General features: G+C 69.2%; 31 protein-coding genes. 20 read left to right on the plus strand and 11 right to left on the minus strand.

Going from position 1 to position 25599, the window contains the following annotated elements:
• The first annotated feature begins 1 nt into the window (after position 1).
• The 6 genes from ABZW96_RS16070 (at position 2) to ABZW96_RS16095 (ending at position 5971) form a co-directional block, all read left to right on the plus strand.
• The gene (locus ABZW96_RS16070) at positions 2–1243 is read left to right on the plus strand and encodes a DUF6596 domain-containing protein (RefSeq protein ID WP_355075220.1); all 1242 of its coding nucleotides are present in this window, start codon (positions 2–4) and stop codon (positions 1241–1243) included.
• 80 nt (positions 1244–1323) lie between these two features.
• Positions 1324–1968 carry a pentapeptide repeat-containing protein gene (locus ABZW96_RS16075; RefSeq protein ID WP_355075222.1) on the plus strand — a complete coding sequence of 215 codons (645 nt, stop codon included), beginning with the start codon at positions 1324–1326 and terminating at the stop codon, positions 1966–1968.
• Between the two features lie 168 nt (positions 1969–2136).
• Entirely contained in the window at positions 2137–3177 is a 1041-nt protein-coding gene (locus ABZW96_RS16080; RefSeq protein WP_355075224.1) for an AraC family transcriptional regulator, read from the plus strand.
• 294 nt (positions 3178–3471) lie between these two features.
• The gene (locus ABZW96_RS16085; RefSeq protein WP_355075226.1) at positions 3472–4494 is read left to right on the plus strand and encodes a protein phosphatase 2C domain-containing protein; all 1023 of its coding nucleotides are present in this window, start codon (positions 3472–3474) and stop codon (positions 4492–4494) included.
• A 35-nt stretch (positions 4495–4529) separates the two neighbouring features.
• On the plus strand, positions 4530–5390 hold the full coding sequence (locus ABZW96_RS16090; RefSeq protein ID WP_355075227.1) for an SDR family oxidoreductase: 861 nt from the start codon (positions 4530–4532) through the stop codon (positions 5388–5390).
• 53 nt (positions 5391–5443) lie between these two features.
• Positions 5444–5971 carry an AAA family ATPase gene (locus tag ABZW96_RS16095; protein ID WP_355075229.1) on the plus strand — a complete coding sequence of 176 codons (528 nt, stop codon included), beginning with the start codon at positions 5444–5446 and terminating at the stop codon, positions 5969–5971.
• Positions 5972–5987: 16 nt separating this feature from the next.
• Here ABZW96_RS16095 and ABZW96_RS16100 read toward each other — a convergent pair whose 3' ends face one another.
• Genes ABZW96_RS16100 through ABZW96_RS16120 form a run of 5 tightly spaced genes read right to left on the minus strand, consistent with a single transcriptional unit; the run spans position 5988 to position 9652 of the window.
• The gene (locus ABZW96_RS16100; RefSeq protein ID WP_355075231.1) at positions 5988–7493 is read right to left on the minus strand and encodes an FAD-dependent oxidoreductase; all 1506 of its coding nucleotides are present in this window, start codon (positions 7491–7493) and stop codon (positions 5988–5990) included.
• A gap of 52 nt (positions 7494–7545) precedes the next feature.
• Positions 7546–8481, minus strand: a complete 936-nt coding sequence (locus ABZW96_RS16105; protein ID WP_355075233.1) for a glycosyltransferase family 9 protein — start codon at positions 8479–8481, stop codon at positions 7546–7548.
• On the minus strand, positions 8478–8795 hold the full coding sequence (locus ABZW96_RS16110) for a hypothetical protein (RefSeq protein ID WP_355075235.1): 318 nt from the start codon (positions 8793–8795) through the stop codon (positions 8478–8480). The genes ABZW96_RS16105 and ABZW96_RS16110 overlap by 4 nt, the downstream gene beginning before the upstream one ends.
• Positions 8792–9250: a hypothetical protein gene (locus ABZW96_RS16115; protein WP_355075237.1), complete on the minus strand. Its 459-nt coding sequence runs from the start codon at positions 9248–9250 to the stop codon at positions 8792–8794. Before ABZW96_RS16115 ends, ABZW96_RS16110 begins: the two co-directional genes overlap by 4 nt.
• A 57-nt stretch (positions 9251–9307) precedes the next feature.
• Complete coding sequence (locus ABZW96_RS16120; protein WP_355075239.1) at positions 9308–9652, minus strand: hypothetical protein; 345 nt, start codon at positions 9650–9652, stop codon at positions 9308–9310.
• 195 nt (positions 9653–9847) lie between these two features.
• Here ABZW96_RS16120 and ABZW96_RS16125 point away from each other — a divergent pair, with 195 nt between their 5' ends.
• On the plus strand, positions 9848–10267 hold the full coding sequence (locus ABZW96_RS16125) for a CBS domain-containing protein (protein WP_355075241.1): 420 nt from the start codon (positions 9848–9850) through the stop codon (positions 10265–10267).
• A 12-nt stretch (positions 10268–10279) separates the two neighbouring features.
• Here ABZW96_RS16125 and ABZW96_RS16130 read toward each other — a convergent pair whose 3' ends face one another.
• The 3 genes from ABZW96_RS16130 to ABZW96_RS16140 are packed head-to-tail and all read right to left on the minus strand — an operon-like array spanning position 10280 to position 11838.
• Entirely contained in the window at positions 10280–10999 is a 720-nt protein-coding gene (locus ABZW96_RS16130) for a metallophosphoesterase (RefSeq protein WP_355075242.1), read from the minus strand.
• Positions 11000–11004: 5 nt separating this feature from the next.
• Entirely contained in the window at positions 11005–11274 is a 270-nt protein-coding gene (locus ABZW96_RS16135; protein ID WP_355075244.1) for a BON domain-containing protein, read from the minus strand.
• Positions 11275–11838 carry a nucleotidyltransferase family protein gene (locus tag ABZW96_RS16140; protein ID WP_355075246.1) on the minus strand — a complete coding sequence of 188 codons (564 nt, stop codon included), beginning with the start codon at positions 11836–11838 and terminating at the stop codon, positions 11275–11277. It abuts the gene before it with no gap.
• A gap of 141 nt (positions 11839–11979) precedes the next feature.
• Between ABZW96_RS16140 and ABZW96_RS16145 the strand changes: the two genes are divergently transcribed.
• A complete protein-coding gene (locus ABZW96_RS16145) occupies positions 11980–12405 on the plus strand; it encodes a ChaB family protein (protein WP_355075248.1) in 426 nt (141 codons plus the stop codon).
• The gene (locus tag ABZW96_RS16150; RefSeq protein ID WP_355075250.1) at positions 12392–12904 is read left to right on the plus strand and encodes a DUF6328 family protein; all 513 of its coding nucleotides are present in this window, start codon (positions 12392–12394) and stop codon (positions 12902–12904) included. Before ABZW96_RS16145 ends, ABZW96_RS16150 begins: the two co-directional genes overlap by 14 nt.
• Before the next feature lies 1 nt (position 12905).
• On the opposite strand, the gene ABZW96_RS16155 is transcribed toward ABZW96_RS16150, so the two are convergent.
• Positions 12906–14105 carry a glycosyltransferase gene (locus ABZW96_RS16155; RefSeq protein WP_355075252.1) on the minus strand — a complete coding sequence of 400 codons (1200 nt, stop codon included), beginning with the start codon at positions 14103–14105 and terminating at the stop codon, positions 12906–12908.
• A gap of 396 nt (positions 14106–14501) precedes the next feature.
• On the opposite strand from ABZW96_RS16155, the gene ABZW96_RS16160 reads away from it, so the two are divergent.
• From ABZW96_RS16160 to thpD, 11 genes are all read left to right on the plus strand, one after another.
• Positions 14502–14915: an STAS domain-containing protein gene (locus ABZW96_RS16160; protein ID WP_355075253.1), complete on the plus strand. Its 414-nt coding sequence runs from the start codon at positions 14502–14504 to the stop codon at positions 14913–14915.
• 132 nt (positions 14916–15047) lie between these two features.
• Positions 15048–15689, plus strand: coding sequence for a PAS and ANTAR domain-containing protein (locus ABZW96_RS16165; protein ID WP_355075547.1), 642 nt, complete (start codon positions 15048–15050; stop codon positions 15687–15689).
• 168 nt (positions 15690–15857) lie between these two features.
• The gene (locus tag ABZW96_RS16170) at positions 15858–16289 is read left to right on the plus strand and encodes an anti-sigma factor (RefSeq protein ID WP_355075255.1); all 432 of its coding nucleotides are present in this window, start codon (positions 15858–15860) and stop codon (positions 16287–16289) included.
• Positions 16279–17064 carry an RNA polymerase sigma factor SigF gene (locus tag ABZW96_RS16175; protein ID WP_355075257.1) on the plus strand — a complete coding sequence of 262 codons (786 nt, stop codon included), beginning with the start codon at positions 16279–16281 and terminating at the stop codon, positions 17062–17064. The genes ABZW96_RS16170 and ABZW96_RS16175 overlap by 11 nt, the downstream gene beginning before the upstream one ends.
• A gap of 492 nt (positions 17065–17556) precedes the next feature.
• Positions 17557–17904: a hypothetical protein gene (locus tag ABZW96_RS16180; protein ID WP_355075259.1), complete on the plus strand. Its 348-nt coding sequence runs from the start codon at positions 17557–17559 to the stop codon at positions 17902–17904.
• A 446-nt stretch (positions 17905–18350) separates the two neighbouring features.
• Entirely contained in the window at positions 18351–19061 is a 711-nt protein-coding gene (locus tag ABZW96_RS16185) for a response regulator transcription factor (protein WP_355075261.1), read from the plus strand.
• Positions 19048–20157: a HAMP domain-containing sensor histidine kinase gene (locus ABZW96_RS16190; RefSeq protein WP_355075263.1), complete on the plus strand. Its 1110-nt coding sequence runs from the start codon at positions 19048–19050 to the stop codon at positions 20155–20157. The genes ABZW96_RS16185 and ABZW96_RS16190 overlap by 14 nt, the downstream gene beginning before the upstream one ends.
• An 84-nt stretch (positions 20158–20241) precedes the next feature.
• Entirely contained in the window at positions 20242–20844 is a 603-nt protein-coding gene (gene ectA / locus ABZW96_RS16195) for a diaminobutyrate acetyltransferase (RefSeq protein ID WP_355075265.1), read from the plus strand.
• A complete protein-coding gene (gene ectB, locus ABZW96_RS16200; protein WP_355075267.1) occupies positions 20841–22118 on the plus strand; it encodes a diaminobutyrate--2-oxoglutarate transaminase in 1278 nt (425 codons plus the stop codon). Before ectA ends, ectB begins: the two co-directional genes overlap by 4 nt.
• Positions 22115–22513: an ectoine synthase gene (locus ABZW96_RS16205; RefSeq protein WP_355075269.1), complete on the plus strand. Its 399-nt coding sequence runs from the start codon at positions 22115–22117 to the stop codon at positions 22511–22513. Before ectB ends, ABZW96_RS16205 begins: the two co-directional genes overlap by 4 nt.
• Before the next feature lie 8 nt (positions 22514–22521).
• Entirely contained in the window at positions 22522–23427 is a 906-nt protein-coding gene (gene thpD, locus ABZW96_RS16210) for an ectoine hydroxylase (RefSeq protein ID WP_355075271.1), read from the plus strand.
• 90 nt (positions 23428–23517) lie between these two features.
• Here the strand turns inward: thpD and ABZW96_RS16215 are convergent, their stop codons facing one another.
• Together ABZW96_RS16215 and erm are read right to left on the minus strand one after the other, a co-directional pair.
• A complete protein-coding gene (locus ABZW96_RS16215) occupies positions 23518–24681 on the minus strand; it encodes a lactate 2-monooxygenase (RefSeq protein ID WP_355075273.1) in 1164 nt (387 codons plus the stop codon).
• Positions 24682–24747: 66 nt separating this feature from the next.
• A complete protein-coding gene (gene erm, locus ABZW96_RS16220) occupies positions 24748–25554 on the minus strand; it encodes a 23S ribosomal RNA methyltransferase Erm (RefSeq protein ID WP_355075275.1) in 807 nt (268 codons plus the stop codon).
• Positions 25555–25599: the final 45 nt, after the last annotated feature.

The raw sequence follows: 25599 nt of genomic DNA on the forward strand, positions 1-25599 counted from the left end.
CGTGCCCGATCCGGTGGCGACGGACCTGCTGCGCCCGTTGGCGCCGCAGGTCCTCGCCGCGCTCGTGCGCAAGTACGGGCACTTCGACACCGCGGAGGACGCGGTGCAGGAGGCGTTGCTCGCCGCGGCGACGCAGTGGCCCGCCGACGGTGTCCCGGCCAAACCGCTGGCCTGGCTGATCACCGTCGCCTCGCGCAGGCTCACCGATCTGCTGCGGGCCGAGCAGGCCCGCAGGCAACGCGAACAGACCGTGGCCCGCTGGGCGCTGCCGGAGGACTGGCTGACGCCGCCCGCCGACCGGCAGCCCAGCGACGCCGACGACACCCTGATCCTGCTGTTCCTGTGCTGTCACCCCGCGCTGTCGCCGTCCTCCCAGGTCGCGCTCACGCTGCGCGCGGTCGGCGGCCTCACCACCGCGGAGATCGCCCGGTGCTTCCTGGTTCCGGAACCGACCATGGCGAAACGCGTCGGCCGGGCGAAGCGCACCATCGCACGCAGCGGCGTGCCGTTCGCCCCGCCGTCCGCGGCCGACCGCGCCGACCGGCTGGCCGCCGTGCTACACGTGCTGTATCTGATCTTCACCGAGGGCTACGCCGCCACCTCCGGCCCGCAACTGCATCGGGTCGAGTTGTCGGCCGAGGCGATCCGGCTCACCCGCCTCGTGCACCGCCTGCTGCCCGAGGACGACGAAGTGGCGGGACTGCTGGCGCTGATGCTGCTCACCGACGCCCGTCGTGCCGCACGCACCGGCCCCGGCGGCGAGCTGATCCCGATGGAGGAGCAGGACCGTAGCCGATGGGACGCGGGCACGATCGCCGAGGGAATCGCACTGATCACCGCCGCACTACCACGGGGGATTCCGGGGCCGTATCAGTTGCAAGCCGCGATCGCCGCACTGCACGACGAGGCGCCCAGCTACGCCGCGACGGACTGGCCGCAGATCGCCCTGCTCTACGAACGCCTGCTGGCGGCGGCCGACAATCCGATCGTCGCGCTGAACCACGCGGTCGCGGTGGCGATGGCAGTGGGACCTGCGGCGGGGCTGAAGCTGGCCGACGATCTCGGCGAGCGTCTCGCCGGCGACCACCGATTGCCCGCCGTGCGCGGACACCTGCTGGAGATGCTCGGCGACATCGCCGGCGCCCGCGGGGCGTATCTGGCCGCCGCGGAGCGGACAACGAGTATTCCGCAGCAGCGCTACCTGCTGTCGCGCGCGGCCCGGCTGGAGTCGAGCGGCGACTGATCTCGATCAGCGGCCGAACTTGTCGTTGCGCACCGGAATACTCGTCGCCGACCGATCTTCGTGACGAACTGGAGGAGTGCATGGCGCGCGAACTCGACGACCTGCCCTACGCGCGGTATCTCACCGCCTTGGACGGGGACCTCGAAGCGGAGGGCGACTACGACTGCGTCCGGGTCGACGGCGGTGCGCTGGACGACATCGATGTGTCGCCCGCGCGCTTCAACGAGTCGGCGTTCAGCTCGAACACCTTCACCCGCGGCACGCTGCGCTACAGCCGGTTCACCGATGTGTGGCTGCGCCACGTCCGCTGGGTCGGCACCGAATTGGCCGACACGGCGTGGCTGGACAGTGAGGTGGTGGCGGGCGCGATGTCCGGTGTCGACTTCGCGGGGGCGAACCTGCGGCGGGTGCGATTCGAAGGGTGCAAGTTCGACTCGGTGAACTTTCGCCGGGCCCAATTGCGCGAGGTGACCTTCACCGACTGCGTGCTGCGCGATTGTGACTTCGCCGAGGCCGCGCTGACCGAGATCACGGTGCCCGGCTCGGCGCTCGTCCGGCTCTCGCTGCGCAACGCTCGCGTGATGAAAGCGGACCTGCGCGGCGCGACGGCACTCGATGTCGCCGACGGGCTCGACAGCCTGCGCGGGGCCACGATCAGCAGTCCGCAGCTGATGGATCTCGCGCCCGCCTTCGCGCGTTCCATCGGTATCACCGTGCGGGATTGATGGCGCCGAACTCACGCGACACCGGACACGGCTACCGTTCCGGCGACGAAAACAGCTGGCTGCCAGCGGCTGCCGTGACGACATTTCGGCGAACCGCCGATGCGCACGACACCCGATTGATACATTGCGCCGATACCGCGCAGTACCGCTTCATCGAGGACGCGAGTCATGGTCGATCCGGATACCCTCCGCAGCACCGCAGGCGTGCGTGCGCTCGTACGCATCGCCGGAGAGCGGGGCATGGCGCCCGCCGAGTGCCTGGCCGGTACCACGCTGGCGCCCGCCGATCTGGGCGACCCCGCCGCCGAGATCACCGCGCAGGACGAACTGCTGGTGGTGCAGACGGTGCTCGGCCGGTTCGGCGACGAGCCGGGACTCGGTCTCGCGGCGGCGGTCCGGCGCGATGTGCGGTCGCGCTGGCCGTGGGGTCTCGCGCTGCTGGGCAGCCGGACGCTGCGTGAGCTGATCGAGGTGGGGTCGCGCTACATCGGTCGCACAGTGCCGTTCGGGCGACTGGCCATCGAGGAAGCCGACGGCGAAGCGCGGCTGGTGTTCGACGACGCCGACATCCCGCCCGAGATGCGGGCGTTCTTCGCCGAAGCGGCCCTGGCCGGATTGCCCGCTTTCGATCGTGAATTGTTCGCCGTGGGCGTCCCGGTGCGGCGGGTCGGTTTCCGGCACGCCGGTCCGCGCGACCTCGAGCGGTACCGCGACGTCTTCGGTGTGGCGCCGGTTTTCGGTGCGCCGACGAGCGCGGTGGTCTTCGACCGCGGTGTGCTGGACCGGCCGCTGCCACCGGCGAACGCGGCCGCGCGGGACAACTGCGGACAACTGTGCCGCGACCTGCTGGACCGGCGCCGGTCACGGACCGGCGTCGCGGCGTCGGTGCGCGACCGCCTCGTTCGCACTCCGGGTGAGATCCCCGATCAGGCGACAGTCGCTCTCGGGCTGTTCATGAGCTCGCGCACCCTGTCGCGGCGGCTGAACGAGGAGGGCACCTCGTTCCGGGCGCTGCTGGACGAGGTACGCCAGACCATGTCGGAGGTGCTGCTCGCGCACACCGACATGACCACCGAACAGGTCGCCGCGCGACTGGGCTATGCGGAGGCGGCGTCCTTCATCCGGGCCTTCCGCCGTTGGCAGGGCTGTCCTCCGCAGACGTTTCGCACGCGGGGGCGGCGGTCGCATCGGTCGCCCGAGCTGGTCTGAGCGACGAGCGGCTGCTCTCGTGCGGATCATCCGGCGCGGGGTGCCATCTCTCGCGGGTGCGGGCAGACCGTCGGCTATCGTGCTGCCGGGCAGCGGGCAGGGAGATCCGGCACCGGGATCGAGACCCGGAACACTCCCGTACTATCGCGATCGGAGTCGGCCTGCCGGGGAGATGAAGGAGGAGGGTGTGGAAGTTCGCACCAGCAATACGCCACTGTGGTTACGGTTGGGCCAACGACTTCCGGAGCATGGCGCGCCCGCGGGCCACGGCACTGTCGGCCGGGGAGCCGTTCGATGAACGATGAAGGTGCCGACCTACGCTGCGCCGGATGCTCGGCTGTCGGACTCGACGGCCTGCGGTGCGGGTCCTGCGGTCGGGAACTCGGTTATCGATACATAGCGCTGCCCGGTCCCGACGCCACGTCGTGCGCCGATTGCGGAGGCGACCACTTCTACGCCGACGGGCGCTGTGCGCGGTGCGGCCGGTCGCGACCGGTGCCGGATCGCTTCGACACCGATCTGGGCGCGGTGGCGGTGCTCACCGATCGCGGCATCGCCCACGCGCGCAACGAGGACGCCGTCGCGGCCGGGGTGCTGGAAGGCGTAGTGCCGGAAACGGACGCGTCGGTCGTGATCGCGGTCAGTGACGGCGTGTCGACTTCGTCCCGGCCGCAGGTGGCCTCCGGCGCGGCGGTCCGGGCCGGTGTCGGCGCGACCTCCGCCGCGCTCGCGGCCGGACAGCCCGCGACCGAGGCGATCATGGCCGGGTTGGCGGCCGCGGTGCAGGCGGTCCGCGACGTGGACGTTCCCGATGGTCCCGCACCCTCGTGCACGTATGTGTCCGCCATCGTCGCCCACCACGGCTCGGAAACCGAGATCACCGTGGCGAACGTCGGTGACAGCCGCGCCTATTGGCTGCCGACCCAGCGCGACGAGCAGGCCCAGCGCTTGACCGTCGACGACTCGTGGGCACAGGCACTGGTCGACGCGGGTGCGATGGACGAGCGCGCGGCGATGGCCGATCCCCGGGCGCACACGCTGATCCGCTGGCTCGGCGCGGACAGCCCGCCGAAGCCGTGGGCGGACAATTGCGTTCGGACGGTGCGCGTCTCGGGGCCCGGTGTGCTGCTGCTGTGCTCCGACGGGCTGTGGAACTACTCGCCCGCGCCCGCCACGCTGGCCGACCAGGTGGCAGCGAAGGCGCCCGCGGAGGCTGCCCGCGCGCTCGCGGAGTTCGCATTGCGTTGCGGTGGCGGCGACAACATCACGGTCGCGCTCGCGCCGGTTCCGTGGGAGAGCCGTTCGCCTGTTCCATAGACAGTGATGTTCATGGTTGCGTATGGTCATCGACTATGACGAAGTTCGCCGGCAAAACCTGTCTGATCACCGGCGCGGCCAGCGGTCTCGGTCGCAGTACGGCGCTCGCGGCGGCAGCCGAAGGCGCTTCGCTCGTGCTGACCGATATCGCCGCTGACGGCCTGGCGCGGACCGCGGCCGACGCGCGCGCCGCGGGCGCGACCGTTCACGTCGCCGAGGCGGCCGATGTCAGTGACTACGACCAGGTCGTGGCGCTGGCGGCCCAGGTGCACGACGTGGTCGGCAGCGTCGACATCGTCATGAACGTGGCCGGTATCGCCACGTGGGGGACCGTGGACCGGCTGACGCACGATCAGTGGCGGCGCACCGTCGACATCGACCTCATGGGCCCGATCCACGTGATCGAAGCGTTCGTCCCGCCGATGATCGCGGCCGGACGCGGCGGTCACGTGGTGAACGTGTCCTCGGCGGCCGGTCTGTTCGGCTTGCCGTGGCACGCGCCGTACAGCGCCGGCAAGTTCGGCCTGCGCGGGGTGTCGGAGGTGCTGCGCTTCGACTTGGCACGCCACCGCATCGGCGTGAGCTTGGTGTGTCCGGGCGCCATGGCCACGCCGATGGTCGACAGCGTCGACATCGCGGGCGTCGATCGCACGGCCGAAGCGGTGCAGCGGGGCATGGCGCTGTTCATGCGGCACGCGGTCACCCCGGAGGCGGCGGCGCGCTCGATCGTGCGTGGTGTCGAGCGCAACCGCTACCTCGTGTTCACCTCGCCCGACATTCGCGTGGGCTTCTGGGCACAGCGGTATTTCCCGCCCGCGTACAACGCCGCGATGCGCGGATTGAATTGGGCGATGAACCGCTATGTCGAGCAGAAGGCAGGCGCTCGGGCGAACTGAGCGCGGCGGGGTCGCCGTAGCCGGTCGTGGCGGGGCGCGCCATGATCGTCGTCATGGCATCGGCTGTCTATCTGATCACCGGCATCCAGGCCGCGGGCAAATCCACCGTCGCCCAGGCGCTGGCCGAGCGGCTGCCGCGCTCGGCGCACGTGCGCGGGGACGCCTTCCGCCGGTTCGTGGTGAACGGGCGTGCCGAGATGACCGCGGACCCCTCGCCCGAGGCGCTGGCCCAGTTGCGGCTACGGCACAGCCTGGCCGCGGCGACGGCCGACTCCTATGCCGATGCCGGATTCACGGCTGTGCTGCAGGATGTCTTCCTCGGTGAATTCCTGCCCTGGACGGCGGATCTGATCGTCACGCGACCGCTGTATGTCGTCGTGCTCGCGCCGCGCACCGAAGTGGTCCTGGCGCGCGAGGCCGGACGCGGAAAAGACGCCTACGACGAATTCACCGTCGCGGGGCTGGACAGGGTGTTGCGCGAGACCACTCCTCGGATCGGGCTCTGGCTGGACACGTCGGATCTCACGGTCGAGCAGACGGTCGATCGAATCCTCGCCGATGCCAGGCCGCTGACGGACTGAGCAGCCCGTCGCCGGTTCACCGGGTGTCGCGCGGCTCGTGCAGGGCAGTGAGCGAGCTGGTGGCCGGGCCCTCGAGCAGCGTGCCGTCCGCGGCGAAACGCGAGCCGTGCAGCGGACAGTCCCAAGTGCGTTCGGCGTCGTTCCAGTTGACGATGCCGTAGAGATGCGGGCACACCGCCGAGACCCGGTTGGTGACGCCGTCCACCGTGCACACCGCCGTCGGGTGCAGGCCCTCGCGCAGGACCATGCCGCAGTCTTCGGCCGGAGCGTCGCCGTCGTGGTGGGTCGCGACCCGCAGCCAGCCCGCGGAGAGTTTCTGTGCCACGGCGCCGTTGATCTTCGTCGCCGCGGGCAGTGCCTTGAGCTCGTCCGGACGCCAGCTCGCCAGCGCGCCCGCCCATCGAGGTGCCGCCCCGGTGAACCGTCCGGCCAGCGCGATCGCCGCGGCGACCCCGTTGGTCAAACCCCACTTGGCGTAGCCGGTGGCCAGCTGAATGTCGTTCTGCCCCGGCAGCAACGGACCCACATAGGGAAGCTCTCCGATGGGGGAGTAGTCCTGAGCCGACCAGCGGTGCGTCAGCTCGGCGCCCGGGAACCAGGTGTGCGCCCAGTTCACCAGATCCTCCACTTTCTCCCGGGTCGATCCGCCGCGGCCGACGACATGACCGTTGCCGCCGACCAGCAGAAGCTCGCCGTCCGGTCCCTGCGCGCGGCGCAGGGAGCGAGTCGGGCTGCCCGCGCTGATGTACATATCGCGCGGAGCCGGTCGGTCCAGGCGGAAGGCCGTCAGATAGGAGCGTTGCGGAGTGAGGCGGGCGAAGAATCCGCCACGATCGAGGATGGGCGTCCCCGTGGCCAGCACCACCCGGCCCGCGCCGAGGTCGCCGTGTTCGGTGGAGACGACGAGATCACCGCCGCCACCGTGATGTACGCCGCGCACGAGGGTGGATTCGTAGATCGGCGCGCCGTGTGACTCCACGTCGGCCGCGAGCGCGGCCAACAGGGCCATCGGATCGAGTTGGGCCTGATCGGCCAAGCGCACCGCGCCGCGCGCGGGAAAGTCGACGTCCAGCTCGCGCAACAGCTCGGTGGGCAGGCCCGCCTTCTGCGTCGCGGCGTATTCCGCTCGCACGGCCGACATTTCGTCGTCGTTCTGCGCGTAGGTCAAGGCTGCTGCCCGCTCGACGGTCACGCCGTGCGCGGTACAGTACTCCAAGAGCCATTCCTGCCCTTCGCGATTGGCCGCCACATAGTCGCGCAGGACGTTGTCGGAATGGTGCCGGGCGATCTGCTGCGCACGCGTCCCCTGCAGCAGACTGACCTTACCCGTGGTGGCCCCGGTGGTGCCCGCACCGACGCGTCTTCCTTCGACCACGGCCACTTCCACGCCGTTCTCGACCAGCAGCAGGGCGGTCACCAGTCCGGTGAGCCCGCCGCCGATCACCACCGTGTCGAAGCGCGATCCCGGCGTCAACCGCAACCGCGCCGGAACCTGCGCGCCGTGCAACCATAGGGACGTCATATGCCCGAGATAGCCGGTCTCGACGGGGCGAAACGCCCGTGCGGATTCCTTCTCATACTCGCACGTGGCCGCTGAGCTGCCGATCGGCGGCGGCGAGCACCTCGGCGGCGCTGATCATCGCCAATCCGGGCGCGGGTGTGTCCGCCCGCGGGTCGCCGGGGTGCCCGGCCCACAACGCGACATGCGCCGCCCGTTCCGGTGGCGGCCCCCAGACCGCGGGCGAGTCGGGACCGAAGATCAGCACCGACGGTGTGCCGAACGCCGTGGCCAGATGCCCGACGCCGGTGTCGCCGCTGAGCACGAGGGACGCGTCGGCCACCGTCGCGGCGAGTTGGCGCAGCGTGAGTTCGCCTGCCAGGACGTCGTTTTCGGGCAAGCCCGCCTGGGCCGCGACGCTGAGGGCGAGCGGACGGTCCGCGGCACTGCCGACGATACGTACCGGACCTCCCCACTCGCGCAGGCCGGCGGCCACCGTCGCGAAACGGTCGGCGGGCCAGCGACGCGCCAGGGCTCCACCCGGATAGACGACGATGGAGCGCCGCTCTCCGGTGCACTCCGGTGGTGGCGTGATGTCCAGTCGGGCCGAATCGGCCGGGATGCCCGCCCAATCCAGTAGCCGGCACCACCGCACGGTGTCGGGCAGGCCTGGCTCGTACAGCGGACCCGGCACCTGCGGAAAGTCCTTGTGGCGGTGGGTGATCATCCGTTCCGGATCGGTCGCGAGCAGCGCGCGTATGCTCTCGGCCCCGCAGTCGTTCAGATTGACCGCGAAGGTCGGCGCCGCGGCGTTCCAGCGCAATCCGGCCGCCATCGGCGTCGCGTGGAGTTCGTCGACGCACGCGGCCAGTTCCACCACCGGGCGCAGCCATCCCGGCGCGGCCAGTACGAGCCGGTGTCGCGGGCGGGCGTCGTGCAACGCGCGCAGGGCGGGAACCGCGGTCAGCAGCTCCCGCAACCCGTGCGCGCGCAACGCGAGCAAGACGCTCATTTCGGCACGAAGATGCCGGTGAGGTCGGCCTTGCGGATCGGGGTGTCCGGATTGGCCTGCGCCGCGCACATCAACTTGATCGCCGTGATCGCCGCGTCGACGGTTCTGGCGTCGGGCGTCTCGTGACCCTCGCGCTCCTCTTCGAGGAACTTCTCGGTGGTGACGCGCTGCTTGTCGGGATCCTGGGCGACGTATTCGTTGCACGGTGTGTCACCGCCCTTGTTCACGATCTTCTCCGGCTCGTTGCCGCACCCCGCCGCGCACACCGCCAGCGCGGCAAGGACGGCGACGCCCATCCGGCGCGCGGCGCTCATCGGCCGAACCCCGCCAGCGCCGAGGCCAGGTCCGGTACGCCGAGCGCCTGCACCGCCTGTTCGCGCACGTCGGGGCAGGTCTGCGTAGTGACGGCGTCGACCGTGTCGCGGTGGGTGACGACGACGTCGTTGAGCCCGCCGTTACGGGCCGCCCAGTTGTGCACGGTGCCGTTGAACGTCACTTTGGCCACCGTGGCGCTCTGGCCACGCCAGGTGTCGATGTCCGCGCCCATCATGTCGCACAGCTGCTTCGCCGCTTCCGCCGTGATCTGGTCAGTGTTCGGCACCTGGGGGCTGCTCGGCCCCGGCATGGTGATCGAGACGGTCGCGGGCTGGGGCGTATCCGCGGCCGGATCGCCGCCGTCGACCGAACATGCCGTGAGCGCCGATCCCGCCGCCACAGCGCCGATGAGCAGGGCGAAGCGGCCCAAAGGCCGATTGGGCTGGTGTGTCATTCCTTCTCCTGGAGTTCGAAGCCGCATCCCCGCGGGCGGCACGCGATCGGGCGAGGATCAGTGACCGGCGGCGTCCCGCAGCCGCCTGCCTTCTCGCGCCTTGATCCGGCGGTGCTCGGCGACGATCACCAAGACGCCCGCGATGATGCAGACGCCGCTGACGACCCCCGCCACCACCGCCCACCCCGCGAATCCGTACCCGGCGGCGGTGAGCGTCAGGGCCATGGCCACGATGCCCACCGCGACCAGGATGATGCCCGGCCAGTTCCGGGCGTCCTCGATGGATTCTCCGGCGTGTGTCCGAATGGTGCGGGTGTCGTCCGGAAACGCGTGGGTCCGGGCCACGTGCTGCTCTCCGGCGCCGCCGGATCCCGCGGTCGGCTCGTTCGGTGCTGGCAGCATCGGATGTCCTTTCTGCTGAGCGGCAACGATTTCGGTGCGCGGGCCTCCCGAGGCCCGCGCCGTTGCGAGCGGGCCGTCCTGGGCGGCCATACCGGTCGGATGCCCGCGTTAAGGGATCCGAAACGGGGGTAGGACGTCAGCGAGCGACCCTGTTCCGGGCCGCTCGTACCCGCGAGAAGATTCAGGAGGATCCCGATGACAACAGCACGGGACATCATGACCCCGAACGTGGAGTGTGTCCGCTCCAGCGACACGGTGGTTGCGGCCGCGCAGCGCATGGCGGAGTTGAACGTCGGCGCCTTACCCATCTGCGGTGAGGACGACAAGCTGAAAGGAATGCTCACCGATCGCGACATCGTCGTAAAGGTGATCGCCCAGCGTAAGGACCCGCTCGGCGTCGACGCGGGCGAACTCGGGGGCGAGGAATTGGTCACCGTCGAAGCCGACGACGACGTACGCAAGGTGATGTCGGTGATGTCGCAGCATCAGGTGCGCCGCGTGCCGGTACTGGAGAAAGGCAAGCTGGTCGGAATCATCGCGCAGGCCGACGTGGCCACCACCGTCGAGAACACCCAGTCGGGCAGCACCGTGGAGGCGATCTCGACCGACTTCTGAGTCCGGCCCTACTCAGACCGCGGCCGGGTGCATATCGTAGACCGCGTACGCCGCTCGGATCACCGGCTGGGCGACATTGCGCACCCGGATGCCGCCCGGAGTGGTGCCGCGCTCGGTGCCCGCGTGCGCATGACCGTGCAACGCCAGGTCGGCGCCGTGTTCATCGATCGCCTCGCCGAGCAGGTAGGAGCCGAGGAACGGATAGATCTCCCTCGGCTCGCCGTGCAGGGTGTCGCTGATCGGGGAGTAGTGCGTGAGCGCGACGGTGACGTCGGTGTGCAGATTCGCCAGCGCATCGCCGAGTGCGGCGGCCACGTCCACGGTGTGCCCGGCGAATTCACGCATCAGGGGTTCACCGAAGACGCTTGCGCACTTGCCCGCGAAGCCGCCGCCGAAGCCTTTCGTGCCCGCGACCCCGAGCGTGCTCCCGTCGAGGTGCAACGTCACCGAAGTGCCTTCCAGCACCGTGATGCCGTGGTCTGCCAGCACGGTGCTGATCTCCTGATCGGCGTCGCTGTGATAGTCGTGGTTGCCCAGGACGGCGACGACCGGCACGCCCAGGTCGGCGAACTCCTCCGCGACCACCCGGCCTTCGTCGACGGCGCCGTGGCGCGTCAGGTCGCCCGCCAGCAGGAGCACATCCGCTCGCGCGGACAGTCCGTCCAGTGCCTCCCGCCATTGCCCGCGCGAATCCACGCCGAGATGTACGTCACCGACCGCGGCTATCCGCATGCCGCTCAACTCCTTTCGGATCCGTCCGGCTCCAGCGTCTCGGTTTCGACGGGCGCCGTGGGACGGGTGACATGGACGTCGTTGTGGATCCGAGCGTGCGGAAGCTGTTCGCGCACGACGGTTTCCATCTGCTGTTTGCAGTTCTCGCTACTCACCTCGCCGCACAGCACCACGACGTCGCCGCGAATGGTCACCTGCACACCGAGTTCGGCGGTGCGGGGATCCTCGGCCAGCGCCCGGCGCAATCGTGCGACCAGGTATTGCGGCTGCTCCATCTACTCCACCTTTCCGGTGCGGGTGATGCCGAGATCGTCCAGCAGGCCCAGGAAGGCCCGCGCGTAGGGCGAGGCCTTGGTCTGCTCGCGCACAACCTCCCAGTCGACCTGTTCGCGCAGGTCGCGCGCGATGTGCAGAATCGGGCTGAGATCAAGGCGGTGCGCGTCGAAGACGAGCATCTTGTCGATCATCAGGTCGGTACCGCTGATCACCGGGGCCTTGGCGGGCCCGATCCGCATCTCGGTGGCCCGGTCGAGCAGTTCGTCGGTCACCTCGCGATCGTTCGGGCGGTGGATGACGTCCACCAGGATGTCGTCGGCGTAGACCTTGCGTAGCCAGTTCTCCGGCGGGTCGCACACCCGCAGCCCCGCACGGGCCAGCGTTTGGATCGCCCGCCCGCTGTCGGCCGGTTTGACGAAGATGTCCACGTCGTGCTGGGAGGTGGGGCCGCCACGGGCGTAGACCGCGCAGCCGCCCGCCACCGCGAATCGGATGTCTGTCGCCGCCAAGGCGTTCACCGTGCGGGTGAGCGCATGCAGCAGCTGATCGGTGGTAACGGCCATGCAGCGGTGGTACCCGGCGGACACCGGGTTAATCGACGTTTCACCGGGTATGCGTCCGGATATCCGGAGGGCCCGATGCGGCCCGGCGCCGGGCTTTCGGACCACTTCGGACCAACCTCGCGAGCAGGGAAGGAGCGACACATGCCCAAGACGACAGCGCGCGGCGATGTGAAGAAGTCCGAGTTGCCGAGCACGCTGAAGCGGTCGGAGGAGAAGGCGCAGCGCACCTTCGCCGAGGCGCACGACGCCGCGCTGGAGCAGTACGACGGGAACGAACAGCGCGCCCACCGCGTCGCCTATGCCGCGCTGAAGCACAGCTACGAGAAAGTCGGCGACCACTGGGAGCCCAAGGCGCACCGCGGTCCCTCGGACGAACGCGCCAAGCAACACGGGCCGGACGCGCGAGGTGAGACGGCCGAAGGCGTCGATGCCAACGCGTCGAAACAACACCTGCTGGAGGTCGCCCGGCGACTCGAGGTCACCGGGCGCTCGCGGATGAGCAAGGACGAACTCGTCGAGGCGATCAAGAAACGCAACCGCCGGGAGGCCGCGCGTGCCCGAGGGTGAGGACGACGACTGGGCCCGCCGTGCGCGCGGCGAGACCGAGCTGGAACGACTGGACCGGAACTGGGCGAGCCTGATCCAAGAGTTGCGCGTTGTCCAGACCGGTGTGCAATTCCTGTTCGGGGCGTTGCTGGTGCTGCCGTTCCAGGCGTCGTTCGGCACGCTGGCGCCGGGCTTGCGAGCGCTGTACCTCGCCACTTTGGCTGCTGTGCTGGGGGCGACGGTGTTCCTGATCGCGCCGGTGTCCTGGCATCGGATCCTGTTCCGCAGGCACCGGCTGGGCAATGTCGTCTGGGCGGCGCACCGGTGCGCGATGGCCGGCGTCGCACTGCTGGGTCTCGCGTTGATCGGCGCGGTGGTTCTCGTGGTCGACTATGTGACGGGCACGGCAGCGGCGGTGGTGACCGGTATCGCCGCCGTCGCGTTGTTCGTGTCGACATGGCTCGTCGCCCCGTGGCGCTGGCGCAGCGCGTCCGAGGACGTCCGCGCCGAGCACTACTGATTCACCGCGCCCAGGAGACGACCTCGCCCGCGTGAGCGGGTGCGCCGCGGTGGTAGGCGCTGAGCGTCTCGACCGCGACCCGATCCCAGGAATTGCGGCTCGCGGCCCGCTGATAGGCTGCCGCGCCCCAGGTTTCGCGCAACGTCGAGTCCGCCAGGAGCGGGCGCACCGCCCGCACGATGGCAGCGGGTTCGGGCGGAGCGACGAATCGTCCCGTGACGCCGTCGACCACGGTATCCAGCAGGCCGCCGACAGCCGTGGCGATCACCGGCTTCCCGCAGGCCATAGCCTCCAGCGCCACCCGGCCGAACGGCTCGTACCAGGGCGTGCAGAGCACGACGTCGGCGGAGCGGTACAGCCGGGGCATGGTCGGCCGCGTGACCGGTCCGGTCAATCGAAGCCGTTCTCGCACACCATGATCCGATGCGATGCGGCGCAGCCTGCGGCCTTCGGCGTCGTCCTCGTCGTCGGCGGCGGGGCCGCCGGCGATCACCAGCTCGGTGTCCGGCAGCTCCGCCAGCGCTCCGATAAGGGGGTCGAATCCGCTGCGGCGCACCAACTCTCCGGCCGCGAGCAGCCGGTGCGTGGCATGCCGATCGGCGGCCGCGCCCTCCGGGGTGAACCTCGTGAGGTCGACCCCGTGCGGCACGATCGAGGTACGGAAGCGCGGCACGCCCATCCTGGCCAGCTCCCCGACCTCGTCGGAGCAGGTCGCCACTACGTGCGCCGCCCGCGTCGCAATGAGCCGCTCGAACCGGATCCGGGAGCGTGGGCTCGGGTCGGCGAGACCTTCGCAGCGCCGCTGCACGGTGCCGAGCCCGTGGAAGGTCAGCACCACTGGGATGCCGTGGGCGCGGGAGGCCAGTTCGGCGGCGAGCCCGGACTTCCAGTAGTGCGCGTGCACGATGTCGGGCCGATCGGCACCCCAGTGCCGTCGCAGCACGGTGCCGAAGTCACCGAGGTAGGGCAGGGTGCGGTCGCTCGGCAAGGGGTTGGGCGGTCCGGCCGCGACGTGCACCACGCGATAGCCGCCGTCGGCGAGCAACTCGGCCGGGGCGTGCGGACTGATACGTCGGGTATAAACCGTCACGTCGTGGCCCCGGCGGGCATAGGCGGCCGACAACTCCGCTACATAGGCGCCGCGGCCGCCCCCGTCGGCGGGGCTGCCTTCGGCGAGCGGGCTGGCATCTTCGGAAACCATGGCAATCTTCACCGGGTGCTCCGTTCTCGTCGCGGGCGGCATCCGGACGCGCGGATACGCGCGGTTGCCCTACGACCGGCATCGCGTGACGTTCGGGAATATGTTCGGTATATGCCCGCGGCCGGCCCGATGAAACCCCACGTCAGCGGTCACATTCCCGGCCGACCGGTCGGTTCGTCCCGGTCGCGGGCCCTCCGGCGGCGGGTCACGTTCTCCTACCGAACGCTGTCGGGAAGGGGTCGGCCGTGCCACACTGTAGGGAGGTTGAGATCACAGCCGACCCCGGTTCGACGCATTCGGCGCAGCCGGTCGATGGGACGGCACGGCAACCGATTCGCGCGCTGCCCTCTCCGGCCGTCGCGGAGGACTGGATACCCCCTACACGGGAGGTTCGACTTGTCTGCCATTTCTCTGCTACGGGACCACGCCGAGGGCGTGCATCTCAATGGTTCGGGACCGGGACGTCGTCGGGACAACCGGTTGTGGGCACAGCGGGTGGACCGCCGTCGCGAATGCGTGGTGGTCCGGGTCGAAGGCGAGTTGGACGCCGCCGTGTCGGCCGAGTTCTTCGAGACGGTCGAGCGTGCGTTGCAGTCACCGTGCGATGCCGTCGTGATCGATCTGCGAGCGGCGAGGTTCTTGAGTCTGCGCGCGGCCGTGCGGCTCGGTGCGCTGCGCAGAGAGGGGTTGGGTCGTCCGGACCTGCGCATCGTCGTGGGCGGACCGGGAGTCGAGCGGGCACTCGAGGTGACCGGCGTGCGGTCGTTGTTCCCCCGCTACCAGTCCATGCGCACAGCTTTGGACGCCTGAGCCGAAGACTGTCGCCCGAGACCGGTGCTCGCCGGTGTGACCGCTCCCGATCCGGTCACACCGGGCGCGTCGGCATCGGATACTTCAGCGGTGAGTGAAAGCAGGTCGGTCCAGCCCGAGAACGCCCTCGCGCTGGACCGGGTGATCGGTACCGGAAGGCCGCAAAGTGTCGGCAGTTTCCGTTTCTGGTTCACCGACCAGCGTTGGGAATGGTCGGACGAGGTCGCGTCGATGCACGGTTACGCGGTGGGGACGGTGACGCCGACCACGGAGTTGTTGCTGAAGCACAAGCACCCGGACGATCGCGAAGCGGTGGCCAGCGCCTTGGCGCGGTCGATCGCCGACGCGGAACCGTTCTCCAGTCGCCATCGCATCATCGACACCGCCGGCGCGGTCCACCACGTGGTCCTGGTCGCCGACCGGATGATCGACGACTCGGGGCTGGTGGTGGGCACCTCCGGTTACTACATCGACGTCACCGACACCCTCGAGGAGCACCGGCAGGAGACGCTGGACGACGCCCTGCCCGAGTTGTACGCCGCCCGAGCGGTGATCGAGCAGGCGAAGGGCGCGCTCATGCTGATCTACGGCGTCGGCCCCGAGCAGGCGTTCCGTGTGCTGAGCTGGCGATCGCAGGAGACCAACGTCAAACTGCGCAAACTGGCCGCGCGGCTGGTCGCCGATCTGCCCGGGCTGGCCGGCGTCACGGTAGGCCTGCGCACCGAATTCGATCATCTGCTGCTCACCGCCCACGAGCGCATCGACGGCGACTGACCGGCGTTTCGATCCCATCCCGGCGGGTACGTCCCGGACGAGGAACGCGGCGATATTCCGCTCCACAGTCCGTGGCGTCCGCGGTGTTCCGGTGGCTGAGAAGGAGAACTCGGCGGCGGTATGCAGGCCGCAGTGGAGTGGCTGTGAGGACAAGGTGGTGATGGGCAAATGGGGGAGTCGACTTCCCGATCCTCGACCGATACGACGACAGTCGGTGTGCGGGTGCCCGCTCGGCTGGAACAGTTGACCATGCTCCGCGCGCTCGCCGAGACAGTCGCCCTCATCGCGGACTTCGCCTTGGACGAGGTGACCGATATCCGGCTCGCGCTCGACGAGGTGGCGACCTCGCTCATCATCGACGCCGCCGTTGGCTCGACGATCGACTGCGAGTTCACCTATGACGACGGCAAGATGTTCGTGCACGTCTCCTCGGTGGCGGTCACCGAGTCGGTGCTCGGGCACGCCGGGCTCGGCTGGCACATCGTACGCACGCTGACCGATTCGATCGCCGCCGCGCAGGGCTCCTACGACAGTGTGCTCGGCGGATATCCGACAGTGATCGACTTCAGCTGGGTGCGAGGTGCGCCGAATGGCGGGTGAGCCGAGGTCGCGCGGGGATACCTACGACAACATCGAGCCGCTGTTCGAGAAGATCGCCGCGCTGGATCCCGGCGATCCACGACGTGCGCCGATGCGTCGGGAGCTGATCGAACGATGCCTGCCGCTGGCCGAGCACATCGCCCGCAAGTTCGCCGGGCGCGGCGAGAACTTCGACGACCTGCTGCAAGTGGCCCGCCTGGGGTTGGTGCAGGCAGCGGACCGTTTCGACGTCACGCGCGGATCGTCGTTCCTGTCCTTCGCCGTGCCCACGATCATGGGCGAGGTCCGGCGGCACTTCCGGGACAACACCTGGGCGGTGCGGGTGCCCCGCCGGACCAAGGAGATCCAACTGAGTATCGGTCCGACCGTCGAAACGCTGTCCCAGCGACTGGGCCGGATGCCACGCGCCAGGGAGATCGCGGCCGAGCTGGATGTCGAGCTCGTGGAGGTGACCCAAGCGCTGATCGCGGGCAACGCCTACCAGTCGTCGTCCATCGACGCGGCCGCCGGTGAGGACGCCGAGAACACCGCGCAGCCGCTACTGGACAGCCTCGGCGCCGAAGAGCCCTCCTATCACCTGGTCGAGGACGTGATGGCGGTCGAACCGCTGCTCGGCGAACTTCCCGAGCGTGAGCGTCAGGTGCTGACCATGCGTTTCTTCGAGTCGTTGACGCAGAATCAGATCGCCGAGCGGCTCGGAGTCTCCCAGATGCACGTTTCGCGCATTCTTTCCCGGACCTTGAACGCGCTGCGCGAGCAGGCGCTGCGGGACTGACGTCGGCCCGTTACACCGGATTCGGCGGAGTCGGGTCCGGCGACGGCCCGGGCAGACCGGGATCCGGCACGGGGGGCGTCGGCGCCGGTCCTGGTACCGGCGGACGTGGCGCGGGGCCTGGCACCGGTGGCAGCGGATGCGGATCAGGTTCCGGCGGAACAGGATTGGGCTCCGGAATGGGGTCCGGCTCGGGAATCGGCGGTACGGGATCCGGTTCCGGGATGGGCGGTACGGGGTCCGGCTCGGGCGTGGGCGGGACCGGCTGTGTCGCGCTGTCGGTGGACATGCGAACTCCTCCTCGTTCGGGTGATCGGCGTGCGCTACGGCTGTGACCGCGCTTCGTCCGGCCGATCATCGGCCGGTTACCCACCGATCACGGCGCCAACCGGTTCGCTCGGCAGCCACGGTTCGGCCGACCAGTTTGCATAACAGGCCCAACGGGTAGTTAGACAGGAACCGGACAACAGATGCCGATGGCTCGAGGAGCTCGTCATGACCGACCAGCGCCGCCCAGGCACCCGGAATCCGCGGTTCGGACCGGGTGGGCCGGGGGCGTCGATCCAGTCCCGAGGGATCTCCGTCACCAGGAACCACGATGTCATCCGCCGCTGGGCGGCCCAGCGCGGAGCCCGGCCCGCGACCGTGCCGGGCAGCGAGCACGACGGACGGCTCGGGGTGTTGCGATTCGACTTCCCCGGGTACGGGGGCGCCGTGCTGCGCCCGGTGCGGTGGGAAGAGTGGTTCGCCACGTTCGATGCCAGGAAACTTCGCTTCTGGTACGAGGAGCGCGGCACCGATGATCCGCCGAGCAACTTCAACCGTTTGGAGCCGCCGCGATAGCCGGGCGGCCGCTGGATTAGTCGTGAGACCGGTCACGGTCGTGCGCCCGTGATCGGCGCATCGGAAGCAATGTGACGCACGGCACGATCGCCTCGCGAAATCTGTTGTCGACCCTACGGTTCGCGCAGGCCCGGCCCGATGTGATCGCTTGTTCGAAAAAGTCTGTTACCGTGCACTTTTCGCGGTCGGTCTCGTTCTCCGCGTCGTGCCGCGGTGCGCGGAAGGCGAGTTCCGCTGCCGCCCCGGTGCTGCCCGAGTCGGGCGGGCGTATAGCGTCGATGGAACAACCAAGAGGCCCCACATCGGTCTGCCGGACGTTTACCGGCCGGGCACAGGGGTACTCGAAGCCGAGCAAAGGTTGCTCGAAAAGCGGAAGGTCGCGTCGGTATGGGGATGCGGTTGTCCGCATCGTGACGCGCTTCCGCATGTCTGCAAGGGATAAGGTCTTGAGCGCAAACCTGATGATCGTGGAAGACGACGACCGGGTCCGTGGTGCGTTACGACTCGCTATGGAAGACGAGGGATACGACGTCGACGAGGCGGAGGAAGCCGAAGACGCGCTCACTCATCTGCGCAGCAACGGTGTTCCCGATGTGATGATCGTCGATCTGATGCTCGGCGGCATGGACGGGTTCGAGTGTATCCGGGAGATCCGCCGCGACCATGACGTCCCGATCATCGTGGTCAGCGCTCGCGACGACACCCACGACGTGGTGGCCGCCCTGGAGGCGGGTGCCGACGATTTCGTGACCAAGCCGTTCGAAATCAAGGAGATCACCGCTCGTATGCGCGCGGTGCGCCGCCGCTTCCGGCTGACCGCCGAACGGGAGACGCCGCAGGAGATGGTGCTCGAGGCAGACGACACGGCTCCGCTGGTCCTCGCGCAGGACAGCGGGGTGGTGCGCCGCGGCGACGAGGAGATCAGGCTGACGCTCACCGAATTCCGTTTGCTGTGTGAGCTGGCCGAGACGCCGGGCCGGGTGCTCAGCCGCACGGCGCTGCTCGAACGGGTTTGGGACCGTGGGTTTTTCGGCGACGAACGCATCGTGGACGTGCACATGCGCCGCTTGCGCACGAAGATCGAGCGGGATCCGTCCGATCCGCGCATCGTGGTGACGGTGCGCGGACTCGGCTATCGCCTCGATGTGCGCCGCTGAACGCTGCTCCGACGCCGAACGCTGGAATCCGAACGCCTGGAGCCTTCGCGCCCGGGTGACCGCCGCCTTCGCGACGATCGCCGCGCTGATGTCGCTGGTACTGGTCGTTTCGGTCTTCGTGATCAGCCGCGGCTACCTGGAAGCGCAGCGAACACACGCGGGCAGCGAATCGCCGGGAGATCTCAACGCGGATCTCGATCTGCTGCGCAACGTGCTCATCTGCTGCGCCGTCGTGGTCACCCTGATCGGCGCGGCGGTCGGCTGGTGGGCGAGCAGGCGGGTGCTGACCCCGCTGCATCAGCTCGCGGGCACCGCCGCGCGGATCGCCTCCGGTGATCTCGACCAGCGGTTGCCCGCGACCGGGGACCAGGATCTGGCGATCACCGTCGAGTCGTTCAACACCATGGTGGACTCGCTGCAACGGCGCATCGAGCGCGAACACCGGCTCTTCGGTGACGTCAGCCACGAGCTGCGCACGCCCCTGACCACCCTGATGGCCAGCGTCGATGTGCTCAACCGGCACCGCGGGGATCTGCCGGAACGTTCGCAACGGGCGCTCGGCCTGGTCACCGCCGAGGTGGAGCACCTGCGCAAACTGTTGGACGATCTGCTCGCCCTGGCGCGGGTGGAAGCGGGCATGCATCACGGCGACGCCGAGCCGCTGTCGGTGCGCGACCTGCTGGTGCACACGCTGAGCGACCGTCGCTATCCGGGCGAGCTGCTCACGGTGCGCCAGGACGTCACCGTGCGCGGCCGCAAGGTCGAACTGGAGCGCGCGGTGGCCAACCTGCTGCACAACGCCGACCGGCACGGCGGCGGTGTGGTCGCGGTCGGCATCGACCGCGACGGCACCGACGCGGTGCTCACCGTCGACGACGCGGGCCCCGGCGTCCCCGCCGCGGACCGCGACCGGATCTTCGAACGATTCGCCACCGCCCGCAGCGGCCGCCGCTCGCCGGACGGGACGGGGATCGGATTGGCGCTGGTCGCCGAGACGGTCGCCACGCACGGTGGCGGGGTGCACTGCACCGACCGTCCCGGCGGCGGCGCGCGATTCGTCGTGCGGTTGCCCCGGCTCGGCGACATCCATCCGTAATACGACCGTAAAGAAGTCGACAGGTTCACCTCAAAGTCGCTTCGCAAGCCTGGATAAGTACTGCTGATCAGACGAGGGAGTTGTATGTCATCGCCAACCCTGTCCCCAGCGGAGATCGAGCGATCGCGCGTCGGGAACGCCGCGGCCGCTCTGGGGGCCACCCCGTCTCGGAGAAGCGCCGGGCCCGCCGTGGTCCTGCGCACGCCCCGCTTGGGCGACGGCGCCCCGATGTGGCGCATCGCGAAGAATTCCGCGGTGCTGGACGTCAATTCGAGCTACGCGTACCTGATGTGGTGCCGGGACTTCGCCGGAACCTCGGTGGTCGCCGAATCCGACGGTCGCGTCGTCGGATACGTGATCGGATTCGTCCGTCCGCAGGCGCCCGACACCGTCTTCGTCTGGCAGATCGCGGTGGACCGCGCGCAGCGCGGCCGCGGCATCGGTGCCGAGCTGCTCCACACGTTGCTCAACAGCGTCGCGGCTCAGGGAGTTTCAGTACTCGAAACCACCATCTCGCCGGACAACGCCGGTTCCATCGCGCTGTTCACGTCGGTGGCCGCTGCGCGCGGCGCCGAGGTGACCAAGCGCCACTTGTTCGACGCGGGCGTCTTCCCCGACAGCCACGCACCCGAAGACCTGTATCGCATCGCCCCGACCGCCCGCACCACCGAGGAGGATCACCGATGATCAACGCGGACACCACCGTTTTCGAGAGTCTGGAGTCGAACGTGCGCGGTTACTGCCGCGCCTGGCCCACCGTGTTCACCACGGCGAAGGGCAGCTGGTTGCGCGACGAGGAAGGCAAGGACTACCTGGACTTCTTCGCGGGCGCCGGTGCCCTGAACTATGGGCACAACAACGATGTGCTCAAGCGCTCGCTGCTGGACTACATCGCGAGCGACGGCATCACCCACGGCCTCGACATGTCGACCGGAGCCAAGCGCGAACTGCTGGAGACGTTGCGCGACACGCTCTTCACCCCGCGCGGCCTGGACTACAAGGTCCAGTTCCCCGGCCCGACCGGCGCCAACGCGGTCGAGGCCGCGCTCAAGCTGGCGCGTAAGGTCACCGGCCGCGAGACCATCGTCAGTTTCACCAACGCCTTCCACGGCATGACCCTCGGCGCGCTGTCGGTCACCGGCAACGCCGCCAAGCGCGCGGGCGCCGGTGTGCCCTTGGTGCACGCCGCGCACATGCCCTACGACGGCTACTTCGACGGCACCACCGCCGACTTCCAGTGGATGGAGAAGGTGCTCGACGACACCTCGTCGGGCTTCGACCGCCCGGCCGCGGTGATCGTGGAGACGGTGCAGGGCGAAGGCGGCGTCAACGTCGCCCGCGCGGAGTGGCTGCGCCACCTCGCCGGGCTGTGCACGGAGCGGGAGATCCTGTTGATCGTCGACGACGTGCAGATGGGCTGCGGCCGCACCGGACCGTTCTTCTCCTTCGAGATCGCGGGCATCACGCCCGACATCGTGACGTTGTCGAAGTCGATCGGCGGCTACGGCCTGCCCATGGCACTGGTGCTGTTCAAGCCGGAGCTGGACGAGTGGTCGCCGGGTGAGCACAACGGCACCTTCCGCGGCAACAACCCCGCGTTCGTCACCGCGACGACCGCGCTGCGCCACTACTGGTCCGACGACGCCCTGCAGACCGCGACCCTGGCCAAGGGTGAGAAGATCGCGCGCAGCTTGGGCGAGCTGGCCGCGCACTTCCCCGGCGTCTCGACCCGTGGACGCGGACTGGTGCAAGGCGTGGTGTTCGACGATCCCTCACAGGCGGGCAAGGTCTGCCAGATCGCCTTCGAGCGCGGGCTGCTGGTGGAGACCTCCGGCTCGACCGACGAGGTGGTGAAGCTGCTGCCGCCGCTGACGGTCACCGACGAGGAACTCGACCAGGGGCTCGGCGTCCTCACCGGCGCCGTCGAGGCGGTGTGCGGCGGGATGGGGGCGATCGCATGATCGTGCGCAGCACCGCGGAGATCACCGGTACCGAGCGCGACGTCGCGGGCCGAGGCTGGCGCAGCAAGCGCATCGTCCTGGGCGGCGACGGCGTCGGCTTCTCGTTCCACGAGACCACCATTGACGCCGGGACGGTGCACGAGTTCCACTATTTGAATCACGTAGAGGCCGTGTGGCTCGTCGAAGGCGAGGGCACGCTGACCGATCTTGACAACGGCGTCACCTACGAGCTCGCGCCCGGCTCGATGTACCTGCTCGACGGACACGAACGCCACCGCTTGGAGGTGCGCACCACGATGCGGATGATGTGCGTGTTCAACCCGCCGGTCACCGGTCAGGAGGTTCACGACAGCAACGGCGTCTATCCGCTGGTCACCGCGACGATCGGAGGTTGAGGACACCAATGGTTCTGCAGCACACCGAAACACCGCCCGAGACGGCTCGCTACGATCGCTACCCGACCCGTCTCGGCGCGCCCGCTCCGCACTTGGAGCGTGCCGACCCCGCGGTGTGGGGGGAGGTCGAGAGCCCGGAACTGGCCTCGTTCGACGCCGATGGGTTCGCCATCCTGGATCAGCTGCTCACGCCCACGGAAGTGGGCGAGTACAGCGAGGAGATCACCAGGCTGGCGAACGATCCGGCGCTGCGCGACGACGACCGTGTCATCGTGGAGAAGTCGTCGAACCGTGTGCGTTCGGTCTTCGAGGTGCACAAGCTGAGCGAGGCGATCGCCGAACTGGTGCGTCAACCGCGGGTGCTCCGGCTGGCCGAACAGGTGCTGGGGTCGCCGGTGTACGTGCACCAGAGCCGGGTGAACTACATGCCCGGTTTCCGCGGCACCGGTTTCTACTGGCACTCCGATTTCGAGACCTGGCACGCCGAGGACGGCATGCCCGCGCCGCGAGCGGTGAGCCTGTCGATCGCGTTGACCGACAACTATCCGATCAACGGCAGTCTCATGGTGATGCCGGGCTCGCACCACACCTTCGTGCCGTGCCTGGGCAGCACTCCGGCCGAGCACTACCGGGAGTCGTTGCAGGAGCAGGAGATCGGCGTGCCGACGAGCGACGACATCACCGCGCTCGCGAACCGGTACGGGATCAGTCAGTTCACCGGCCGGGCGGGCTCGGCGCTGTTGTTCGACTCCAACCTGATGCACGGGTCGTCGAACAACATCACGCCGTTCCCGCGGTCGAACATCTTCGTGGTGTTCAACAGCGTGCACAACACGCTCGTCGACCCGTTCGCCGCGCCCGCGCCGCGACCGGGCTACATCGGCAGCCGGGACTTCACACCGCTGTCGGCCTGATTTCGAGCCGCCCCGCGCGTGCCGCCCGCTCTGGTCGTCGGGCGCGCCGTACGCGCGGGGCGTTTCGCCTGGCGTGCGGTTTCGTGTGGATCAGGCGAGCCGCCGGATCGCTTCCGGACCGAGGTCGGCGATCGTCGGGTAGCCGTCCACCGCCATCAGCAGATCGGCCTCGGCGAGCAGCGAACGCACCACGTGCACGAGGCCGTCGACACCGCCGAGGGCGAGCCCGTAGGGGTAGGGGCGTCCGATGCCGACGGCCGTGGCGCCGAGCGCCAGCGCTTTGACGATGTCGGCGCCGGTGCGGACGCCGGAGTCGAACAGCACCGGCAGGCCGTCGGCCGCCGCGACCACCTCCGGCAGATGCTCGATCGCGGGGATGCCGCCATTGGCTTGTCTGCCGCCGTGATTCGAGCAGTAGATGCCGTCGACGCCCGCGTCCTTGGCGCGCCGTGCGTCGTCGGGATGGCAGATGCCCTTGAGGACGAGCGGCAGGTCGGTCAGCGATCGCAGCCACGCCAGGTCGTCCCAGGTCAACGCGTTGCCGAACAGTGAGATCCAGGTGAGGATGGCGGTTTTCGGATCCTGTTCGGGTGGGCTGGGCAGCAGGGCTCGGAAGACCGGATCGCTGAAGTAGTTGGCCAGGCAGTGGCCGCGCAGCTGAGGAAAGTTGGAATTCGTCAGATCGCGCGGGCGCCAGCCGGGCACCCAGGTGTCCAACGTGACCACGATGGCCTTGAATCCCGCCGCTTCCGCCCGCTGGACCAGGCTCTGCGCGAGATCCCGATCGGTGGGGGTGTAGAGCTGGAACATCCCGGGGGTGTCGCCGAACTCCGCCGCCACGTCCTCGAGCGGATCGACGGTGAGGGTGGAGGCGACCATCGGAACGCCGGTGCGCGCCGCGGCCTTGGCGGTGGCGATGTCGCCGTGCCCGTCCTGGGCGCACAGCCCGATCACTCCGACCGGGGCAAGGAAGATCGGCGTCGGCAGCGTCATGCCGAACAGCTCGATCGAGAGGTCGCGCGTCTTGCTCGCGCGCAACATGCGGGGGATCAGGCCGAGTTTCTCGAACGCCGTGACATTGGCCCGCTGGGTGAGTTCGTCGCCCGCGCCGCCCGCGACGTACGACCAGATGCCCGGTGGCAGCGCCGCCTGCGCCTTGGCTTCCAGGTCGGCGTACGTCATCGGGAAATCGGGCAGCACACCGCCGAGCCCTTGGAAATAGATCTCGTTCTGGTAGTCGCCGAAGTTGGTCACGCTGCTCCTGTCCTCGCCTCGATGCATGAATGTATCCGATACGTTCCTGTAGCGGGTTGGTTCCCCTCAGGCGCGCAGCGCGCGATACAGGGTCAGCCAGCGATCCGGGGAGACCAGCCCGACCGGCTGTTCGAGCGGTACCCCGGCCGCCCCGCAAGCGCTGCGGACGGCACGCGCGGGAAACTCCCGCCGCAACGACGCGGCCACGCTTCCCCCGACTCCGGAGAAACCCAGCTCGACCAGCGCGCGGAAAGCGCCGAGCTGCTCGTGTGGCAGCAACGGCTCGGGCCGGTTGCGCAACCGCAGGACGGCGGCATCGACTCGCGGAACCGGATGGAAACTGTGCCTGCCGACGCGCGCGCCCAGTTCGATCGCCGTCGTCGGCCAGTGGGCGACGGTGAGCTTCGTCCAGCGGCCGTAATCACCGGAGTGCTTGCGAGCGAATTCGAGCTGGGTGAGCAGGGTCGCGGAGGTGAGCCCGCCCGCGGCCAGGCACCAGCGCACGATGTCGGTGGTGATGGCGAACGGCACGTTGGCCACGACGGCGAACGGCTCCCGAGGCGGGCGCACCCTGCGGAAATCTCGGTGGTACAACGCGATTCGCGGGTCGTCCGCGTATCGGCGGCCCAGCAGTGCCGCGTAGCGCCGATCCTTCTCGTAGGCGCGGACCCGGCCGCTCACGGTCAGCAATTGCCTGGTCAGTATGCCGTCACCGGGTCCGACTTCGAGAACGAGATCGTCGGCGGTGACGCCGGAGGCGTGCACGATCAGCCGGGCGGCGCGTGCGTCGGTGAGGAAGTTCTGCGAGAGCCGCTTTCGCGTGGTCGCCGGGTCGCTGCCGCGGGCACGCGAAAGGGAATGATGGCGGGACATGGGTGTCCTCCGAACGGAGTGGTCGAATCGGGAAGGTCGATTCGC

The organism is Nocardia sp. NPDC004168 (assembly GCF_040610355.1).
GTDB lineage: Bacteria > Actinomycetota > Actinomycetes > Mycobacteriales > Mycobacteriaceae > Nocardia > Nocardia sichangensis.

Bases quoted from the DNA above. Each gene is read 5' to 3' on its own strand.
- ABZW96_RS16075 (WP_355075222.1), top strand. From the start codon at position 1,324: ATGGCGCGCGAACTCGACGACCTGCCCTACGCGCGGTATCTCACCGCC.
- ABZW96_RS16080 (WP_355075224.1), top strand. From the start codon at position 2,137: ATGGTCGATCCGGATACCCTCCGCAGCACCGCAGGCGTGCGTGCGCTC.
- ABZW96_RS16085 (WP_355075226.1), top strand. From the start codon at position 3,472: ATGAACGATGAAGGTGCCGACCTACGCTGCGCCGGATGCTCGGCTGTC.
- ABZW96_RS16090 (WP_355075227.1), top strand. From the start codon at position 4,530: ATGACGAAGTTCGCCGGCAAAACCTGTCTGATCACCGGCGCGGCCAGC.
- ABZW96_RS16095 (WP_355075229.1), top strand. From the start codon at position 5,444: ATGGCATCGGCTGTCTATCTGATCACCGGCATCCAGGCCGCGGGCAAA.
- ABZW96_RS16100 (WP_355075231.1), bottom strand. From the start codon at position 7,493: ATGACGTCCCTATGGTTGCACGGCGCGCAGGTTCCGGCGCGGTTGCGG.
- ABZW96_RS16105 (WP_355075233.1), bottom strand. From the start codon at position 8,481: ATGAGCGTCTTGCTCGCGTTGCGCGCGCACGGGTTGCGGGAGCTGCTG.
- ABZW96_RS16110 (WP_355075235.1), bottom strand. From the start codon at position 8,795: ATGAGCGCCGCGCGCCGGATGGGCGTCGCCGTCCTTGCCGCGCTGGCG.
- ABZW96_RS16115 (WP_355075237.1), bottom strand. From the start codon at position 9,250: ATGACACACCAGCCCAATCGGCCTTTGGGCCGCTTCGCCCTGCTCATC.
- ABZW96_RS16120 (WP_355075239.1), bottom strand. From the start codon at position 9,652: ATGCTGCCAGCACCGAACGAGCCGACCGCGGGATCCGGCGGCGCCGGA.
- ABZW96_RS16125 (WP_355075241.1), top strand. From the start codon at position 9,848: ATGACAACAGCACGGGACATCATGACCCCGAACGTGGAGTGTGTCCGC.
- ABZW96_RS16130 (WP_355075242.1), bottom strand. From the start codon at position 10,999: ATGCGGATAGCCGCGGTCGGTGACGTACATCTCGGCGTGGATTCGCGC.
- ABZW96_RS16135 (WP_355075244.1), bottom strand. From the start codon at position 11,274: ATGGAGCAGCCGCAATACCTGGTCGCACGATTGCGCCGGGCGCTGGCC.
- ABZW96_RS16140 (WP_355075246.1), bottom strand. From the start codon at position 11,838: ATGGCCGTTACCACCGATCAGCTGCTGCATGCGCTCACCCGCACGGTG.
- ABZW96_RS16145 (WP_355075248.1), top strand. From the start codon at position 11,980: ATGCCCAAGACGACAGCGCGCGGCGATGTGAAGAAGTCCGAGTTGCCG.
- ABZW96_RS16155 (WP_355075252.1), bottom strand. From the start codon at position 14,105: ATGGTTTCCGAAGATGCCAGCCCGCTCGCCGAAGGCAGCCCCGCCGAC.
- ABZW96_RS16170 (WP_355075255.1), top strand. From the start codon at position 15,858: ATGGGGGAGTCGACTTCCCGATCCTCGACCGATACGACGACAGTCGGT.
- ABZW96_RS16175 (WP_355075257.1), top strand. From the start codon at position 16,279: ATGGCGGGTGAGCCGAGGTCGCGCGGGGATACCTACGACAACATCGAG.
- ABZW96_RS16180 (WP_355075259.1), top strand. From the start codon at position 17,557: ATGACCGACCAGCGCCGCCCAGGCACCCGGAATCCGCGGTTCGGACCG.
- ABZW96_RS16190 (WP_355075263.1), top strand. From the start codon at position 19,048: ATGTGCGCCGCTGAACGCTGCTCCGACGCCGAACGCTGGAATCCGAAC.
- ectA (WP_355075265.1), top strand. From the start codon at position 20,242: ATGTCATCGCCAACCCTGTCCCCAGCGGAGATCGAGCGATCGCGCGTC.
- ectB (WP_355075267.1), top strand. From the start codon at position 20,841: ATGATCAACGCGGACACCACCGTTTTCGAGAGTCTGGAGTCGAACGTG.
- ABZW96_RS16205 (WP_355075269.1), top strand. From the start codon at position 22,115: ATGATCGTGCGCAGCACCGCGGAGATCACCGGTACCGAGCGCGACGTC.
- thpD (WP_355075271.1), top strand. From the start codon at position 22,522: ATGGTTCTGCAGCACACCGAAACACCGCCCGAGACGGCTCGCTACGAT.
- erm (WP_355075275.1), bottom strand. From the start codon at position 25,554: ATGTCCCGCCATCATTCCCTTTCGCGTGCCCGCGGCAGCGACCCGGCG.